Origin of the sequence: Candidatus Planktophila sp. (genome assembly GCF_040402315.1) — a bacterium.
In the GTDB taxonomy this organism is placed as follows: Bacteria; Actinomycetota; Actinomycetes; order Nanopelagicales; family Nanopelagicaceae; genus Planktophila.
Genome location: NZ_JBBAMU010000005.1, coordinates 30567 through 47442 on the forward strand (window position 1 = coordinate 30567; position 16876 = coordinate 47442).

Below are 16876 nucleotides of genomic sequence, written 5' to 3' on the forward strand. Positions count from 1 at the left end.
AGCCATGGCCCCGCGAATAATTCTTATTGGCCCGATGGGTTCAGGCAAGACAACAATCGGGAAATCCCTGGCGCAGAAACTAGCCTTGGAGTTTCGAGATACTGATTCAGTAATTGAGCAGCGAGAGCAGAAAACTGTTTCTCAAATCTTTATTGAAGATGGAGAAGATGCTTTTCGCGCTATTGAAAAAGAGATTTTGCAGCAAGAACTTCAAGGCAAGGACACAGTCTTAGCACTGGGAGGTGGAGCTCCGATTTCAACAGAGGCGCAGTCAGCGCTGCTAGTAAGCGGATCACATGTTGTTTATCTTGATATTTCATTAGCCAGCGTCGCCCCGCGTATCGGTTTTAATCGTGATCGCCCATTGCTTCTCAATAATCCTCGCGGGCAATGGCAGACGCTGATGGAAGCGCGTCGCCCAATTTATGAATCAGTCGCCGATACAGTCGTTGATGTGAACAAACGCTCTCAGAGTGAAATCGTGGCGCAGATACTTGAGGTTCTTGCATGAAAATCATTGATGTTCGCGCAGAACGCAACTACTCAGTATTAGTCGACACTCCCTATTTGCAAGCGTTGGAACCCCACTTCAAAGAGCGAGAGCGCATAGCCATAATCTTCTCGGAATCGATGAAAGCTGCAATCCCTCGGATTGATGCGCAGGATTCAGAAGTTTTCTATTTTGGGATTCCAGATTCAGAAAAAGGTAAAAGTTCGGAGACGCTGCTTAAGGTATGGGATTGGCTAGGTTCAGCCGGTTTCACGCGCTCTGATTTGATTGTCGCAATCGGTGGGGGAGCAGTGACAGATTTTGCTGGCTTTGCTGCGGCTTCTTGGCTACGCGGATTAGATTGGGTGGCAGTGCCCACCACTGTGGCGGGAATGGTTGATGCAGCAGTTGGTGGAAAAACTGGAATCAATAGTGATTTCGGCAAGAACCTGATTGGGGCCTTTCATTCTCCGATCGAAGTGATTATTGACCCGCAATGGTTGTCGACGCTCAGCGATCGTGATTTTGCAGCAGGCCTGGCAGAGGTTGTTAAGTGCGGATTTATTCGTGACCCACAGATTCTTGCTTTGATTGCTGATAAGAGCATCGCGAATATCCGTGGATCGCGTGAACTTACAGTTGATCTCATCCATAGAGCTATCAGCGTCAAGGCAAATGTTGTCTCTGCTGACTTTAAGGAGAGTTTCCAACGAGAGATTCTCAATTACGGACACACCTTTGGTCATGCAGTTGAGTTGGAGAGTAAGTACTCATTGCGTCATGGAGAGTGCGTAGCTATTGGGATGGTCTACGTCGCCCACCTAGCTCACTCACTGGGTCTGATGAGCCAAGAGATTGTTGATCAGCACGCAGAGATACTCAGTCATTTGGGTCTACCGGTTCGTTATCTGGAGGGGGATTGGCTAAACCTTCTGGCTACCATGAGAGTTGATAAGAAATCACGCGGAAAGCAGATTCGTTTTGTCGTGATCTCCGAGATTGCCAAAACCGAGAGAGTCGAATCGGTAACTGACGACCAACTCTTAGCCGCATATGAGAAGGTTAGCCAATGAAGGTATTAGTTCTTAATGGTCCAAATCTTGGACGACTCGATATTCGAGATTCAGCCATCTACGGGGATCTGAGTTATCCGGAACTTGTAAGCCTGATTGAAAGCGCTGCCAAGACTCATGGCTTTGAAGCCGATGTGCGTCAAAGCAATGATGAGTCCGAGATCATTGGGTGGTTACATGAGGCTGCCGACACTAAGACCCCAGTCATTATCAATCCAGCTGCCTTTACTCACTACTCGTATGCAATTCGTGATGCCGCAGATTTGGTTAAGGCACCTCTAATCGAAGTGCATCTATCGAACCCGCTTGCTCGTGAAGAATTCCGTCACACCTCGGTTATTTCCGGTGTGGCTAATGGAACTATTGGTGGATTTGGACCTAATTCATATGTACTAGCGCTCATCGCCTTGAAGGCACTTCTCGCATAACTTAATGAGGTAAAGTTCGCTCTCTATTGTACTTCGATGGGCGAAGGCATGAACTGGGGTTATCGTGGCAACTACAAATGATCTAAAAAATGGCATGACACTTGATATCGATGGTCAGCTATGGACTGTGGTTGAATTCCAGCACGTTAAGCCTGGCAAAGGCCCAGCATTCGTTCGCACAAAGCTTAAGCAGGTGATGACAGGAAAGGTAGTCGATAAGACATTTAACGCTGGAGTGAAGATTGAAATCGCGATCCTGGAAAAGCGAGAGATGAACTTCCTGTATAAGGAGGGCGATGATTTCGTATTTATGGATAATGTGAATTTCGACCAGATGACTATTTCTGCTGGCACCGTGGGTGAAGCGGCAAATTACATGCTTGAAAATACCGAGGCGATAGTTGCGATCCACGAAGGTAACCCGCTCTATCTTGAATTGGCGGCATCCGTCCCACTAAAAATCACATACACCGAACCAGGTCTGCAAGGTGATCGCTCTTCCGGTGGAACCAAGCCGGCCACCGTTGAGACTGGAATTCAAATTCAGGTCCCATTGTTTATTAAGCAGGACGAGGTTGTTCTTGTTGACACCCGCGATGGCTCTTATTTGGGTCGCGCTAACTAGTGTCGGCTCGCAGTAAAGCTCGTAAACAAACTTTAGATTTACTCTACGAGTCAGATATTCGTGGTTCATCGGCTGCTGATTTATTGTTTCTCCGCGATGTTCCGGATGACGGGCCAGATGCAAGGCCTATTAGAGATTTCACCAGAGCTCTAATTTGTGGCATTACTGAAAATCGTAGAAAAATTGATGAATTGATTTCGACGTACGCGCAGGGCTGGGATATGGATCGTCTTCCTGCCGTGGATCGTAATATTCTGCGCCTAGCTATCTATGAAGTTGTTTGGTCAGATGACGTGGAAGACGGCGTTGCAATTGATGAAGCGCTTAATCTCGCAAGAGATCTTTCCACTGATGAGTCAGCTGGTTACATTCACGGTGTTTTGGGAAGAATTTCAACGATTAAGGCAAGTATCGCCCGCTAGTTAACGTATTTTCAACAAGAGCGTTTCTTGCTCAAGCCAGCGCACCACCTCATCTTCGCTCTCGTCAAAGAGTAGGGCCAAGGTTGCGATATCACTGGCTCGCAAGGAGATGACCTCACCATTCCAATCTTGACGAGTTCTCACTATCTTCTGCAAGAGACGAAAAAGGGCTGTGTATCTTCCCAAGTCGTGCCGGCCTTCTTGTTGAACTCGGTGACTAACAAGCCGTAGATCAAGAATTATCTTTGCTTCGCTGGCCCTGCTCACGTTCTCCCGGTGACCGAATATCTCTGATATCGGAACTTGGTAGAGGGCGGCTATCTGCAGTGCGCGCTTAACGCTTAAAGATCGTGCCCCTCGTTCGTATGAGCCCAAGACGACGGCTTTGATTCGCCCCTCACTTAAGCTCTCAACATCGGAAAGTGATAGGGATTTTGATTGTCTGATTGAACGTAGCGTCGAATTTATCTCGTTAACCGTGGGCTGTTGGTACACCCGGTGAGAGTATGGGTAAGCAGGGCATTGAGTTGAGGGCTATCCACAGGGTGCCTTAAGTGCTGGTATCCTTTCCCAGCATCCTTTAACGACCCGTCCTGCGAGGCGGGGAAGGAGATTTAGATGAGTGTTGCCCTGCCCGCGCCAGATATTGCCCGCGCCATTACTCGTATTGCCCATGAAATTCTGGAACGAAACTTAGGTTCCGAGACGATTACGCTCTTAGGAATTCCAACTCGCGGTTCCCACTTGGCCCTTCGCATAGCCGCCGCTGTTGAATCTATCTCGGGTAAAGCAGTTGAGTGTGGAACTCTAGATATCACCATGCACCGAGATGATCTGCGCTTACGGGCTCCGCGAGCGCTAGCTCCCACTCGAATTCCAGCTTCAGGTATCGAAAACCGAAACGTAGTTCTTATCGATGACGTACTTTTCTCTGGCCGCACAATTCGCGCAGCACTTGATGCACTCGGTGAGGTTGGGCGACCAAGGACAGTACAACTAGCCGTTTTGATTGATCGCGGTCACCGTGAACTGCCCATCAGGGCCGATTACGTTGGAAAGAATTTGCCGACATCACCACAGCAGATTATCAAGGTGCATTTGAGTGAAACTGATGGTGTTGATGAGGTTCTACTGGAAGAAGCAGCCGGATGATGCGCCACTTACTATCAGTTAACGATCTGACCAAAAGCGATGCACTCTCTATTTTAAACACAGCAGAGACACTTGCCCGGGCATCTGATGGTCCGATGAAGAAGTTGCCCACCTTACGTGGCCGCACAATCGTAAATCTCTTCGCCGAGGATTCCACCAGAACCCGCATCTCTTTCGAGGCCGCAGCAAAGAGGTTTTCCGCGGATGTCATTAATTTCTCTGCCAAGGGTTCCAGTCTTAGTAAAGGTGAGTCACTTAAAGATACAGCTCAAACTTTGCAAGCGATGGGAGCCGATGCGGTAATTATCAGACACAACGCTTCAGGTGCGGCCCATACCTTAGCCAAGGGTGAATGGATGTCCGGCTCAGTGATTAACGCAGGTGATGGGACTCACGAGCACCCAAGTCAGGCTCTGCTTGACGCTTTTACTATTCGTAAACATTGCGCGCGCGGGAATGAAGATTTGACAGGTCTTCGGATAGCAATTGTGGGAGATATCTTGCACTCACGAGTGGCTCGCTCCAATGTCGTGCTTCTCACGATGCTCGGAGCACGCGTCGTATTGGTTGCACCGCCAACCCTTCTTCCCATCGGAGTTCAGTCCTGGCCAGCAGAAGTCTCCTATGACTTTGACTCGGTCATTGGCGAGGTCGATGCAGTAATCATGTTGCGTATGCAGATTGAGCGAATGACTGAAATGTATCTTCCCAATGCAGGTGAATACTCAAGATTCTTTGGACTTGATAAAGATCGGCTGGCCCGAATGAGAGCAAACGCTATTGTCATGCACCCGGGTCCAATGAATCGTGGCCTTGAAATTTCAGCTGAGAGTGCCGACAGTGCGCGCTCAGTGATTGTCGAACAAGTGAAAAATGGCGTCAGCGTGAGAATGGCAATCTTGTACTTATTACTTGCTGGCACCCAGGAATTGGAGATCTGACTATGAGCGAGAAACTATTCATTAAAAATGGCACATTGGCTAACGGAACCAGGGCTGATATCTGTATCTCTGATGGGATTGTTACTTCATTAAGTGCTCTGCCAAGTGCGCCTGAAGGCGCAAAGACCGTTGATGCTAAAGATTGCATCATTCTCCCGGGTCTGGTTGATCTGCATACTCACCTACGTGAGCCCGGTAAGGAGAGCGCTGAAACAGTTCTTTCAGGCTCCCTTGCTGGCGCCAAAGGTGGTTATGTTGCGGTCAGTGCGATGGCTAACACCACACCGGTAGCTGATAACGCTAGCGTTGTCGAACATGTCTATCGCCTAGGTCAAAAAGCGGGAATTGTGGATGTTTTTCCGGTCGGTGCGGTGACTCAGGGACTTGCCGGTGAAAACCTGGCAGATATTGGTGCGATGGCGAACTCGGATGCGCGAGTACGAGTCTTTAGTGATGACGGTAATTGCGTTTCAGATCCACTGGTCATGCGACATGCACTTGAGTATGTCAAGGGCTTTGCTGGTGTGATTGCACAGCATGCGCAAGAACCCCGACTGACACATGGCGCACAGATGAACGAAGGAATCGTTTCATCCCAACTTGGGTTAAAGGGTTGGCCAGCAATAGCTGAAGAGGCAATCATCGCAAGAGATATTCTGCTGGCAGATTTCCTGCATGCACGATTACACATCTGCCATGTTACAACGGCAGGAGGGGTTGAGATAATTCGTTGGGCGAAGTCGCGCGGGATATCAGTCACTGCTGAAGTTACTCCGCATCATTTATTACTCACCGATGAATTAGCCAGAAGCTACGATGCAATATATAAAGTTAATCCGCCGCTGCGTACCGAGTCAGATGTGATGGCTCTTCGGGAAGGTCTTGCCGAAGGAATCATCGATATTGTGGCAACAGATCATGCTCCACACGCGACCGAAACCAAAGAATGCGAGTGGCAGCATGCATCATTTGGGATGCTCGGTCTGGAGACCGCTCTTCCGATTGTTAATCAGACAATGGTGCAGACGGGGCTGATGAGTTGGGAACAGGTTGCCACTCGCATGAGTATTGCTCCGGCACAGATCGGTCGCTATGAAGATCACGGCCAAGAGATTTCAGTGGGAGCAAAAGCGCACTTGACTGTGATTAATCCAACGGCAACTTACCGTGTGGATCGCGATCTAGTTTTATCTAGAAGCCGCAATACTCCCTTTCACGGATTAGAGCTGCCTGGTGTAATTGTGGCGACAGTCTTTGGTGGACGTCTGACATACGATGGGGGTAAGTAGTGTCGCAAGCATTCTTCGTCCTAGATGATGGTCGAATTTTCCAGGGCCAATCATGGGCTGCAACTGGTAAAACGTTCGGTGAAGCAGTTTTTCAAACAGGAATGACTGGCTATCAAGAAACTTTAACTGACCCTTCGTATCACAAGCAGATTGTGGTTATGACAGCCCCGCATATCGGCAATACTGGTGTGAATACCCTTGATAATGAATCAAGTAAATATTGGGTGGCAGGATTCGTGGTTAGAAATCCATCGACGGTGACCAGTAATTGGCGAAGTGAGAATGATCTTGAATCTGAATTGATTAAACAAGGAATTGTGGGTATTCAGGGCGTGGATACCCGAGCCATTACTCGTCACTTGCGTGATCGAGGTGCGATGAAAGTTGGAATTTTCTCTGGCCCAGAGCTCTCTCGAGAAGAGATGGTGGTGGAAGTTCGCAAGCAATCCGATATGACTGGCTCTTATCTTTGCGCCGATGTCTCAACTCCAAAGACTTATGTGGTGCCAGCAGAGGGTGTCAAGAAGTACACGGTGGCTGCAATCGATCTCGGGATAAAGGGTGCAACGCCAAGAGCGATGGCTCAGCGTGGAATTGAAGTACATGTCATGCCATATAACGTCACACTCGATGAAATTCTTGCTATCAATCCGGATGGAGTATTTCTGTCTAATGGTCCTGGAGACCCGGCAACAATGACTGAAACAATTGAGTTAGTGCGCAATCTGCTGCTAGAGGAGATTGCAATCTTTGGAATCTGTTTCGGACATCAAATTCTTGGTCGAGCTCTTGGTTTTGAGACCTATAAATTGCAGTTTGGTCATCGGGGAATTAATCAACCAGTCCTTGATAAGCGAAGCGGGAAGGTTGAAATCACAGCGCACAACCATGGTTTTGCATTGAAGGCACCTTCTGATTCAGGTTTCTCTACCGTCTACGGCCTTGGTCGGGTAACTCATATTTGTCTCAATGACGGAGTTGTGGAGGGTATTGAACTCCTTGAACGGGGAGCATTTAGCGTTCAGTACCACCCGGAAGCAGCTGCCGGTCCACACGATGCCGCCTATCTATTTGATCAGTTCGTTGACACGATGAATAAGTATCCAAGAACGGTGGCTTCCAAGTAATGGCGCGCGATGAGTCGATCAAGAGTGTATTGGTAATTGGATCTGGCCCAATTGTTATCGGTCAAGCGTGCGAGTTTGATTATTCTGGAACCCAAGCATGCAGAGTTCTAAGAGCTGAGGGTTTACGAGTCATCTTGGTCAATTCCAATCCGGCAACGATTATGACCGATCCGGAATTTGCGGATGCAACATATATAGAGCCCATTACTCCTGAATTCATTGAGCGCATCATTGCTAAGGAACGACCAGATGCCGTACTAGCAACCCTTGGGGGACAGACTGCTTTAAATGCAGCTATCGGTTTATTTCAGGCTGGCACACTCGATAAATACAATGTGAAGCTAATCGGGGCAGATGTCGCGGCTATTGAGCGCGGAGAAAATCGCGAAATCTTTAGAACCATTGTGGAAAAAATTGGTGGAGAATCAGCGAAATCAATTATCTGTCACACTTTGGATGAGGTTATTGGGGCCGCTGCTGTACTGGATTACCCGGTTGTCCTCCGACCATCTTTTACTATGGGAGGGCTAGGCTCAGGAATAGCCTTTGATGAGACGACTTTGCGACAAATTGCCGGAGCCGGATTACGTCATAGTCCAACGTCAGAAGTTCTGATTGAAGAGTCGATTATTGGTTGGAAAGAGTATGAGCTAGAAGTTATGCGCGATAGAGCAGATAACGTAGTGATTGTCTGCAGCATTGAAAATATCGATCCTATGGGCGTTCATACCGGAGATTCAATTACCGTCGCACCAGCACTCACCTTAACTGATGTTGAGTACCAAAGACTTCGCAATCTCTCAATCGATATAATTCGTGAAGTAGGAGTTGACACGGGCGGCTGTAATATCCAATTTGCGGTAAACCCTGATACCGGACGCATTATTGTGATTGAGATGAATCCACGGGTATCGCGTTCAAGTGCGCTGGCTTCCAAGGCGACCGGCTTTCCGATTGCAAAGATCGCAACGAAACTAGCTATCGGTTATACCCTTGATGAAATTAAGAATGACATCACCCAAGTAACTCCTGCATCATTTGAGCCAACCCTTGACTACATAGTTGTGAAAGCTCCGAGATTTGCCTTTGAGAAATTTCAAGACGCTGATCCTCGTTTGACCACAACGATGAAGAGCGTTGGTGAAGCAATGGCCATAGGTCGTTCCTTCCCAGAGGCGCTGATGAAGGCGCTGCGCTCTTTGGAGCGTAAAGAGGCAACCTTCACCTTCCCAATTAGTTTTCCAGATGCTCAGAAGAGTTCTTTACTCGAATCGATGAAGATTCCAACCGAGTATCGTATTCAACAAGTTCAACTCGCCATGTGGTGTGGAGCTTCTATCGAGGAAGTTTATGCGTCGACGAAGATCGATCGTTGGTACCTGCGCCAGATTGAATTAATCAACCAAGAAGCTTCCCGAATAGCTGAGCCAGGGGAGTTAACCGCAGATGTATTACGTTCGGCCAAAAGCATGGGCTTTTCCGATCTGCAAATCGCCCGCTTGCGAGGGCTAGCTGAGGAAGATGTTCGCAAGGCTCGCTATCATGAAAATATTCGCCCAGTTTATAAAACTGTTGATACCTGCGCGGCAGAGTTCGAAGCCTTCACTCCGTATCATTATTCAAGTTATGAGGAAGAGACGGAAGTGCGCCCACGTACCAAACCTGCTGTGATTATTTTGGGTAGTGGCCCCAACCGCATTGGTCAGGGGATTGAGTTTGACTATTCCTGTGTGCATGCTTCATTTACTCTTCGTGAGGCGGATTTTGAAACAATCATGATCAATTGCAATCCGGAAACGGTTTCCACCGACTATGACACAAGTGATCGGCTTTACTTTGAACCATTGACGTTAGAAGATGTGCTAGAAGTTGTGCATGCTGAGTCACTCGCAGGACCAGTTCTGGGAGTCATCACGCAGTTGGGCGGTCAAACTCCACTTGGTTTGGCTGCAGGCTTGAAAGCCGCTGGAGTAAGAATTCTAGGAACAAGTCCAGAAGCTATAAATTTGGCGGAAGAGCGTGGTGCATTTGGTCAGGTGCTGGAAGAGCAAGGTCTCACCGCCCCAGAGTTTGGAATGGCGGCTACCCAATTAGAAGCGCTCTCTATTGCCCAACGCATTGGGTATCCAGTTCTAGTTCGTCCCAGTTTCGTTCTTGGCGGGCGAGGTATGGAGATTGTCTACGACGATGAATCGCTAGCATCCTTTATTGCCCGTGCTACCGATATCACTCCCGATCACCCTGTTTTAGTTGATAGATTCCTTGATTCTGCAATTGAATTAGATGTTGACGCGCTTTTTGATGGCCATGAACTCTTTTTAGGTGGAATTATGGAACACATTGAAGAGGCAGGAATTCATTCAGGAGATAGCGCCTGCGTTCTTCCTGCGATGACTATCAGTGAAGATCAGCGAAAAGCCATACGTGAGGCCACGCTGAAGATTGCCCAAGGTGTTGGCGTGCGGGGCTTAATCAATATTCAATTCGCTATGGCGGAGAAGGTTTTATATGTACTTGAGGCAAATCCACGCGCTTCTCGCACGGTGCCTTTCGTGAGCAAAACAACTGGTGTTGCTCTTGCTAAGGCAGCTGCTCGAATCTCACTGGGATGGACCATCGCTCAACTACGTGATGAATCCATGTTGCCAGCTGCGGGTGATGCTATAGCTAAAGGCATTAGCGTGAAAGAGGCGGTCCTACCGTGGAATCGATTTAGACGAGTCGACGGGCGAGGAGTAGATGCCATCCTCGGACCGGAGATGCGTTCTACCGGTGAAGTAATGGGAATTGCGGATAATTTTGGTGAAGCGTATGCGAAGTCACAGATTAGCTCATTTGGTCCGTTACCCAAATCGGGAACAGTTTTTATTTCACTCGCTGACAAAGATAAGAGTTCTGGCATCGCACCAGCACGTAAACTCTCCGAGTTAGGCTTCAGGTTGCTGGCAACAGATGGAACGGCTAAGTTACTTGAACAATCAGGAGTTACCGTGGTTCGGGTACGCAAGAACTCTGAAGGAACAGGTCCGATGGGTGAGAAGACGATTGTCGAGATGCTAAACGGTGGTGATATTGATCTGGTCATTAATACCCCTGTGGGTCGTGGAACCCGCGCCGATGGCTGGGCCATTAGAACCGCCTCCGTTCAGAGGTCGATTCCGATTATCACGACGACAGCTGGCTTTAGCGCCGCCGTTGAAGGCATCAAAGCGATCCAGGCAGGGGCTATGCCGGTTAAGCCCATTCAAGATTGGCTTGGTAAATAATGAGCACGATTAATAAGAGCGCGGTTCAACAAGTTGCGACAATATTTTCCAATAAAAGAGTTGGTGCCTATCACCAGATACTGATTCACGTTGGAGATATCGTTAAAAGTTGTCGACCTGGAAACTTCGCTGCAATCAATGTTGGTGGAGATAGCTCTCGAATGATTTTGCGTCGCGCCTTTGCAATTTCGCGAGTCTCCGATAACAGCCAATATGGTGGAACGATGGAACTGATCGTTGCTCCACATGGTTCAGGCTCAAAGTGGTTATGTGCGCAACCTGAAGGATCGGAGCTCGACATTGTTGCTCCGCTTGGAACATCATTTGGAATACCGACGGAACCGATAAATGCTCTCCTCGTTGGTGGCGGATATGGATCGGCTCCACTATTTGGGTTAGCAGATGTGCTGAAGAATCGCGGATGCAAGGTTGATATGTTGCTAGGTGCCAGTATTGGTTCAAAGATCTATGCACCCATGGAAGGCAAGCGTTCTGTCAATTCTCTTAAGATTTATACCGAAGATGGGTCTATGGGTGAAATGGGGCGAGTTACAGAATCGCTGTTAGAGATCATCTCGAATCGAAGTATCGATGTGATCTACTCATGTGGTCCCATGGGGATGCTGCGTGCAATAACTGAACTGGTAGCTCAGACTGAAGTAATTCATCAATGCGCGGTTGAAGAAGCCATGGCCTGTGGTATTGGAATTTGCATGACTTGTGTCCTGCCGGTTCGAAACGAGGATGGCTCAACCTCAATGCTGCGTTCGTGCATTGATGGTCCAGTCATGGATGGTGCTCATGTTCAATGGGATCTAGTAGGACGTATTCCGGAGGCACATCAGTGAGCATTCCGGTAGATATGTCCACAACCCTGGGTAATGCATGGTTTCCCACGCCGATTTTTACGGCGAGCGGTTGCGCCAGTAGCGGTAAAGAGTTGTCGCAATTTTTTGCGCTAAAAGATGTGGGAGCAATCGTTACTAAATCAGTGATGGCAAAACCACGGCATGGTCGCCCAACTCCGCGCATGGCCGAGACACCATCGGGAATGCTTAACTCAATCGGGCTGCAAGGGCCGGGAATTGATGCCTTTCTCGCCCATGATTTACCTTGGCTCATTGAACAAAAAGCGCGAGTTATTGTTTCGATAGCAGGGGAGACAATTGAGGAGTATTCGACGCTCGCTCGTAAACTGAGATCTGCCGCCGGAATTAGCGCAGTAGAAGTAAATATTTCTTGTCCGAACGTTGAAAATCGAGGCTTGGTCTTCGCCTGCGATCCCGATGCTTCTCGGCGTGTTATTGACGGAGTACGAAAGACTATCGGGGGCGAACTACCCATCATTGCCAAGTTATCACCCGATGTGACTAATCTGGCAGAGATTGCAAAAGGTGTAGTGGATGCTGGCGCTGATGCACTAGCCCTGATTAATACCGTTCTCGGCATGGTGATAAATCTCGACACCATGAAACCTCAGCTAGGTGGGAAAACCGGGGGCCTATCTGGCCCAGCGATTAGACCGATTGCAGTGCGAGCTATCTTTCAAGTGCATGCATCCTTACCTCACATCCCGATTTTGGGTATGGGTGGCGTTGCCACGGGTCGGGACGCACTTGAACTCATTCTGGCTGGTGCCTCAGGGATCTCGGTAGGAACTGCGAGTTTCGGTAACCCTACTGCGCTAATTTCTATTCAAAACGAGCTTCGTGAACTATTGGCAGCGCGTGGTTTTGCTACTGTGCAACAAGCAATTGGGTATGCACATCGAGAAGAGACGCTATGAAGGCACCGGTTGTACTTGCGGTAGACACTCCTGATTTGGATACCGCACAACGCTGGATTGAAGCAACCCAGGACTATGTGAGTGTTTATAAACTGGGTCTTGAATTTTTCCTCACATTTGGTCATGACGGTGTAGCGCGTATGAAAGACGTAACGGATGCAGACATCTTCCTGGATCTAAAACTTCACGATATCCCGCACACAGTGGGAGCTGCCGCATCCGCTGTTCAATCATTGCAACCAAGATTTCTCACCGTTCACGCTGCTGGCGGTCGAGCGATGATTGACGCGGCGGTGCAAGCTCTCCCTTCCACAGACGTCACGGCTGTAACTATTCTCACCTCACTATCTGAAGCGGATCTCTTTCAAATAGGATTCGCAAATAACGCACTGGAGAGTGCGGTTTCACTCGCAAAGATGTCTGTGGCAGCTGGTGCTCGGGCCATTGTCTGCTCACCGCTTGAGATAGCAGCGATACGATCTTCAGTAGGAAATGATGTTCACATCATCACACCTGGAGTTCGCCCCGCAGGTAGTTCCGGAAACGATGATCAAAAGCGAACCATGACTCCTAGGGCAGCGATGGCCGCTGGAGCTAGCTATGTAGTTATTGGACGTCCTATCACGCAGGCGTGGGCACAAGGCGCGCAGGCTATGACCTCTGCTGCTCGCGCAATCGCAGAAGTTATTCTGCAGTAAGTTAAAAACATGGGTACGCCGCCGCAACTGACTCCCGCCGAGCGTATTAACGCGCTGGCGAAGGCGAAAGCTTCCAGACAAGAGCGCTCAGAGGTGAAATCTCGGATAAAAAGTGGAGAATTGACTATTGCTGAGGTTATCTCTTTAGCTCAGAGCAATGAAGTAATCGCCAAGATGCGTGTTCTAGAAATGGTTGAATCAAAGAGTGGTGTGGGTAAAATTCGCGGCAAGGCGTTACTCGAAAAACTTGAAATCTCCAGCACTCGTCGGATTCAAGGTCTAGGACGCTACCAGCGAGCAGCCCTACTAAAGGAATTTGAATTGCCAACACCACTTCGCAGAGGAAAGCTGATTGTTCTCTCTGGTCCCGGAGGAGTAGGCAAGAGCACCGTTGCCAAGAAGTTACGTGAAGCATCTGATTTCGTCGTTATTGTCTCCGCAACAACTCGTCCGGCGAGGTTTAATGAAGTAGCAGGCGTCGACTATCACTACCTAAGTGGATTCGAATTCGATGCTGCAATAGACGCAAATTATTTTCTAGAATGGGCCGAGTTTGCTGGAGCTCGTTATGGAACACCACGATTACCAGTTGATCAGGCTCTGAATGCAGGTCACAGCGTTCTGCTCGAGATAGAGATCGAGGGTGCCAAGCAGGTAAAGGAAAAGATTCCAGAGTCAGTACTCGTCTTCCTTGAACCCCCTAGCTGGGAGGAATTGGTTTCAAGGCTAGAAAGTCGAGGCACAGATAGCGCAGAGCGCAGAGCCTCCCGACTGGCTTTGGCGCAGGAAGAGCTAGCTGCAGCCTCTTTCTTCGATAAAGTCCTAGTAAATGATGAGGTCGAGAAGGTGGTTGCAAGCCTGATAGAATTAGCATCTGCCTAGTTCGGCGAATATCACTTTTTAAGGAGTACACAGATGAGTGCACACATGGACGGAATCACTAATCCACCAATCGATGAGCTCCTAGATAAAGCAGGTTCAAAGTACTCACTCGTTCTCTATGCGGCAAAGCGTGCCCGTCAGATCAATGCTTACTATTCACAGCTAGGCGAGGGCCTGCTTGAGTATGTTGGTCCACTTGTAGACACTCACGTCCACGAGAAGCCACTTTCGATTGCACTTCGTGAAATTAACGAAGGTTTGCTGACAATCGAAAATCTTGAGCCAACTGCTTAATTAGCTCCAAAATAGTTATGCAAGGACATGGCCGCGAAGTAATTCTCGGTGTTGGTGGTGGAATAGCTGCCTATAAGTCCTGTGATTTGCTTCGCCGCCTGCAAGATATTGGTTTTCTCGTTACCGTCGTTCCCACCCCTTCGAGTTTAAACTTCGTAGGCGCAGCAACATGGGAAGCTCTCTCTGGCCGCGCTGTCACCACCGAAGTGTTTGAAAACGTAGCGGAAGTTCGTCACGTCTCATTAGCTAAGAAGGCTGATTTCATCATCATCGCCCCAGCAACCGCCGACCTGATCGCAAGGATAGCTGCGGGTCGAGCCGATGATCTTCTGACTAATGTCATTCTTGCCGCAGATGTTCCGGTTCTGATTGTCCCGGCGATGCATCCGAATATGTGGAGTGATAAAGCAACAACTGCAAATGTGCTCGTTTTGCGAGAGCGTGGGTTTCGCGTCCTAAATCCGGTTGTCGGCGCACTTACAAGCGGTGATGTTGGCCAGGGAAGATTTCCAGACACGGTAAAGATTCTCCAAGCTTTCTCGGAAGTAACTCAGGTGAAATCAGATTACTTAGGAAAGAAAGTTCTGGTCAGTGCGGGTGGAACGCGCGAACCTATCGATCCCATCCGATTTATTGGAAACCAATCTTCAGGAAAGCAGGGTTACGCCGTTGCACTTCAAGCGCTTCGACGAGGGGCTGATGTCGTACTTGTATCGGCAAATGCGTCACTGCCAGATATCGAAGGTGTCAGAACTATTCATGTGGAGACTGCGTCCGAGATGCACGATGTATTGCATCAAGAATTTACTCTATGTGATGTCCTGGTAATGGCAGCAGCAGTTGCTGATGCCCGGCCTGAGCATGTGCAAGATTCGAAAATTAAGAAAGATTCACTATCTAGTATCAAGTTGACTGAGAATGTAGATATTCTCAAGAGTCTTCAAGAGGTTAAGGTGAAGCAGATAGTGGTCGCATTCGCCGCCGAAACTTCCCATGATGCAACTGCAGCACAACGAAAAATGCTAGCTAAGGGAGCCGATATCCTCTATCTCAACGATATTTCTGGGGGAGATATCTTCAATAGCGAGACGACTTTTGGGGAGATTTTCACCAGCGGTGGGGCGAGTTATAAAGTGGGCAAGACCACCAAGGACACGCTTGCCCAAGAACTACTCGACCATGCCCTTAATCAGTTAGGTTAGAGCAATGTCAAAACGTCTATTTACTTCAGAGTCTGTTACCGAAGGCCATCCAGATAAGATTGCGGATCAAATCTCAGATGCGATTCTCGATTCACTGCTAGCGCAAGACCCTGCAAGTCGGGTAGCTGTCGAAACGCTGATCACCACAGGTCAGGTTCACGTAGCTGGTGAAGTGACGACTAATGGTTATGCCGATGTCATGGGAATTGTCCGCGATACTGTGATTGGTATTGGTTATGACTCTTCCGTTACAGGTTTCGACGGAAATAGTTGTGGCGTTTCAATTTCTATTGGTCAGCAGTCACCAGATATCGCACAAGGTGTGGATGACGCATTTGAACACCGTGTTGCATCTGCGGTCGACCCACTTGACCTGCAGGGGGCTGGCGATCAGGGGCTCATGTTTGGTTATGCATGCGATGACACCAAAGAACTTATGCCGCTACCCATCTGGCTTGCACACGAATTAGCGCAGCAGCTTTCAAAGGTGAGAAAGTCTGGAGCCCTTCCATATCTTCGCCCTGACGGCAAAACACAGGTCACCATTGAATATGACGGAGATAAAGCGATCGCACTCGACACTGTTGTTATTTCAAGTCAGCATGCAGAAGAAGTTGATGTTGCCGGGCAACTCACCTCCGAGGTGATAGCCCAAGTAATTGAGCCAATTTTGGCAAAAATTGATCTTCCTCGCAAAGATATGAGAATCCTGATTAACCCAACAGGGCGCTTTGTTATTGGTGGACCTATGGGTGATGCCGGTCTTACTGGTCGCAAAATTATTGTTGATACTTATGGCGGCATGGCTCGCCATGGTGGTGGAGCATTTTCAGGAAAAGATCCATCGAAGGTGGATCGATCGGCTGCCTATGCGATGCGCTGGGTTGCCAAGAACGTGGTCGCAGCTGGTTTAGCTCGCCGCTGTGAAGTTCAAGTTGCTTACGCAATCGGAAAAGCTCAGCCAGTTGGAGTTTTCGTGGAGACATTTGGGACTGAGACCGTTCCGGTTCAGAAGATCCAGAACGCTGTGACATCAGTCTTTGATCTACGTCCAGCTGCAATCATTCGCGATTTAAATCTCAAGCGTCCTATCTATTCTCAGACTGCTGCATATGGTCACTTCGGTCGCGAGCTTCCTAATTTCACATGGGAAGTAACTAATCGCGTAGCCGAACTGCAGGCAGCTGTTAAATAGGTTACC

General features: G+C 48.7%; 18 protein-coding genes. 17 read left to right on the forward strand and 1 reads right to left on the reverse strand.

What is annotated here, in order from left to right; all coding sequences use genetic code 11:
- The first annotated feature begins 4 nt into the window (after nucleotides 1–4).
- From AC9UEP_RS01880 to nusB, 5 genes are all read left to right on the forward strand, one after another.
- Complete coding sequence (locus tag AC9UEP_RS01880) at nucleotides 5–511, forward strand: shikimate kinase (RefSeq protein WP_509543509.1); 507 nt, start codon at nucleotides 5–7, stop codon at nucleotides 509–511.
- A complete protein-coding gene (aroB, locus tag AC9UEP_RS01885) occupies nucleotides 508–1563 on the forward strand; it encodes a 3-dehydroquinate synthase (protein ID WP_509543511.1) in 1056 nt (351 codons plus the stop codon). The genes AC9UEP_RS01880 and aroB overlap by 4 nt, the downstream gene beginning before the upstream one ends.
- On the forward strand, nucleotides 1560–1991 hold the full coding sequence (gene aroQ, locus AC9UEP_RS01890) for a type II 3-dehydroquinate dehydratase (protein WP_509543513.1): 432 nt from the start codon (nucleotides 1560–1562) through the stop codon (nucleotides 1989–1991). Before aroB ends, aroQ begins: the two co-directional genes overlap by 4 nt.
- Nucleotides 1992–2055: 64 nt before the next feature.
- A complete protein-coding gene (gene efp, locus AC9UEP_RS01895) occupies nucleotides 2056–2616 on the forward strand; it encodes an elongation factor P (RefSeq protein ID WP_509543515.1) in 561 nt (186 codons plus the stop codon).
- Complete coding sequence (nusB, locus tag AC9UEP_RS01900; protein ID WP_509543517.1) at nucleotides 2616–3038, forward strand: transcription antitermination factor NusB; 423 nt, start codon at nucleotides 2616–2618, stop codon at nucleotides 3036–3038. The genes efp and nusB overlap by 1 nt, the downstream gene beginning before the upstream one ends.
- Here the strand turns inward: nusB and AC9UEP_RS01905 are convergent, their stop codons facing one another.
- Entirely contained in the window at nucleotides 3039–3533 is a 495-nt protein-coding gene (locus AC9UEP_RS01905) for a helix-turn-helix domain-containing protein (RefSeq protein WP_509543518.1), read from the reverse strand.
- A gap of 123 nt (nucleotides 3534–3656) precedes the next feature.
- On the opposite strand from AC9UEP_RS01905, the gene pyrR reads away from it, so the two are divergent.
- The 12 genes from pyrR to metK are packed head-to-tail and all read left to right on the forward strand — an operon-like array spanning nucleotide 3657 to nucleotide 16870.
- The gene (gene pyrR, locus AC9UEP_RS01910; RefSeq protein WP_509543519.1) at nucleotides 3657–4190 is read left to right on the forward strand and encodes a bifunctional pyr operon transcriptional regulator/uracil phosphoribosyltransferase PyrR; all 534 of its coding nucleotides are present in this window, start codon (nucleotides 3657–3659) and stop codon (nucleotides 4188–4190) included.
- Nucleotides 4190–5131: an aspartate carbamoyltransferase catalytic subunit gene (locus AC9UEP_RS01915; RefSeq protein ID WP_509543520.1), complete on the forward strand. Its 942-nt coding sequence runs from the start codon at nucleotides 4190–4192 to the stop codon at nucleotides 5129–5131. The genes pyrR and AC9UEP_RS01915 overlap by 1 nt, the downstream gene beginning before the upstream one ends.
- Before the next feature lie 2 nt (nucleotides 5132–5133).
- Nucleotides 5134–6420 (forward strand): dihydroorotase, encoded by a 1287-nt coding sequence (locus tag AC9UEP_RS01920; RefSeq protein ID WP_509543521.1) that lies wholly within the window; start codon nucleotides 5134–5136, stop codon nucleotides 6418–6420.
- Nucleotides 6420–7547 carry a glutamine-hydrolyzing carbamoyl-phosphate synthase small subunit gene (carA, locus tag AC9UEP_RS01925; protein ID WP_509543522.1) on the forward strand — a complete coding sequence of 376 codons (1128 nt, stop codon included), beginning with the start codon at nucleotides 6420–6422 and terminating at the stop codon, nucleotides 7545–7547. The genes AC9UEP_RS01920 and carA overlap by 1 nt, the downstream gene beginning before the upstream one ends.
- Nucleotides 7547–10813 carry a carbamoyl-phosphate synthase large subunit gene (gene carB / locus AC9UEP_RS01930; RefSeq protein ID WP_509543523.1) on the forward strand — a complete coding sequence of 1089 codons (3267 nt, stop codon included), beginning with the start codon at nucleotides 7547–7549 and terminating at the stop codon, nucleotides 10811–10813. The genes carA and carB overlap by 1 nt, the downstream gene beginning before the upstream one ends.
- A complete protein-coding gene (locus AC9UEP_RS01935; protein WP_509543525.1) occupies nucleotides 10813–11661 on the forward strand; it encodes a dihydroorotate dehydrogenase electron transfer subunit in 849 nt (282 codons plus the stop codon). The genes carB and AC9UEP_RS01935 overlap by 1 nt, the downstream gene beginning before the upstream one ends.
- A 14-nt stretch (nucleotides 11662–11675) precedes the next feature.
- Nucleotides 11676–12599: a dihydroorotate dehydrogenase gene (locus AC9UEP_RS01940; protein ID WP_509543569.1), complete on the forward strand. Its 924-nt coding sequence runs from the start codon at nucleotides 11676–11678 to the stop codon at nucleotides 12597–12599.
- A complete protein-coding gene (gene pyrF / locus AC9UEP_RS01945) occupies nucleotides 12596–13297 on the forward strand; it encodes an orotidine-5'-phosphate decarboxylase (protein ID WP_509543527.1) in 702 nt (233 codons plus the stop codon). Before AC9UEP_RS01940 ends, pyrF begins: the two co-directional genes overlap by 4 nt.
- Before the next feature lie 9 nt (nucleotides 13298–13306).
- Nucleotides 13307–14179 (forward strand): guanylate kinase, encoded by an 873-nt coding sequence (gene gmk, locus AC9UEP_RS01950; RefSeq protein WP_509543529.1) that lies wholly within the window; start codon nucleotides 13307–13309, stop codon nucleotides 14177–14179.
- Nucleotides 14180–14212: 33 nt separating this feature from the next.
- On the forward strand, nucleotides 14213–14473 hold the full coding sequence (gene rpoZ, locus AC9UEP_RS01955; protein WP_017955438.1) for a DNA-directed RNA polymerase subunit omega: 261 nt from the start codon (nucleotides 14213–14215) through the stop codon (nucleotides 14471–14473).
- Nucleotides 14474–14490: 17 nt separating this feature from the next.
- The gene (gene coaBC, locus AC9UEP_RS01960) at nucleotides 14491–15675 is read left to right on the forward strand and encodes a bifunctional phosphopantothenoylcysteine decarboxylase/phosphopantothenate--cysteine ligase CoaBC (RefSeq protein WP_509543531.1); all 1185 of its coding nucleotides are present in this window, start codon (nucleotides 14491–14493) and stop codon (nucleotides 15673–15675) included.
- A 4-nt stretch (nucleotides 15676–15679) separates the two neighbouring features.
- Nucleotides 15680–16870 carry a methionine adenosyltransferase gene (gene metK, locus AC9UEP_RS01965; protein WP_509543533.1) on the forward strand — a complete coding sequence of 397 codons (1191 nt, stop codon included), beginning with the start codon at nucleotides 15680–15682 and terminating at the stop codon, nucleotides 16868–16870.
- Nucleotides 16871–16876 lie beyond the last annotated feature (6 nt).

What these genes read in the sequence shown, in the direction of transcription:
- metK (WP_509543533.1), top strand. Translation starts at nt 15,680, where the DNA reads ATGTCAAAACGTCTATTTACTTCAGAGTCTGTTACCGAAGGCCATCCA.
- aroQ (WP_509543513.1), top strand. Translation starts at nt 1,560, where the DNA reads ATGAAGGTATTAGTTCTTAATGGTCCAAATCTTGGACGACTCGATATT.
- pyrR (WP_509543519.1), top strand. Translation starts at nt 3,657, where the DNA reads ATGAGTGTTGCCCTGCCCGCGCCAGATATTGCCCGCGCCATTACTCGT.
- AC9UEP_RS01940 (WP_509543569.1), top strand. Translation starts at nt 11,676, where the DNA reads ATGTCCACAACCCTGGGTAATGCATGGTTTCCCACGCCGATTTTTACG.
- pyrF (WP_509543527.1), top strand. Translation starts at nt 12,596, where the DNA reads ATGAAGGCACCGGTTGTACTTGCGGTAGACACTCCTGATTTGGATACC.
- rpoZ (WP_017955438.1), top strand. Translation starts at nt 14,213, where the DNA reads ATGAGTGCACACATGGACGGAATCACTAATCCACCAATCGATGAGCTC.
- AC9UEP_RS01935 (WP_509543525.1), top strand. Translation starts at nt 10,813, where the DNA reads ATGAGCACGATTAATAAGAGCGCGGTTCAACAAGTTGCGACAATATTT.
- AC9UEP_RS01880 (WP_509543509.1), top strand. Translation starts at nt 5, where the DNA reads ATGGCCCCGCGAATAATTCTTATTGGCCCGATGGGTTCAGGCAAGACA.
- aroB (WP_509543511.1), top strand. Translation starts at nt 508, where the DNA reads ATGAAAATCATTGATGTTCGCGCAGAACGCAACTACTCAGTATTAGTC.
- gmk (WP_509543529.1), top strand. Translation starts at nt 13,307, where the DNA reads ATGGGTACGCCGCCGCAACTGACTCCCGCCGAGCGTATTAACGCGCTG.
- coaBC (WP_509543531.1), top strand. Translation starts at nt 14,491, where the DNA reads ATGCAAGGACATGGCCGCGAAGTAATTCTCGGTGTTGGTGGTGGAATA.
- carB (WP_509543523.1), top strand. Translation starts at nt 7,547, where the DNA reads ATGGCGCGCGATGAGTCGATCAAGAGTGTATTGGTAATTGGATCTGGC.
- AC9UEP_RS01915 (WP_509543520.1), top strand. Translation starts at nt 4,190, where the DNA reads ATGCGCCACTTACTATCAGTTAACGATCTGACCAAAAGCGATGCACTC.
- AC9UEP_RS01920 (WP_509543521.1), top strand. Translation starts at nt 5,134, where the DNA reads ATGAGCGAGAAACTATTCATTAAAAATGGCACATTGGCTAACGGAACC.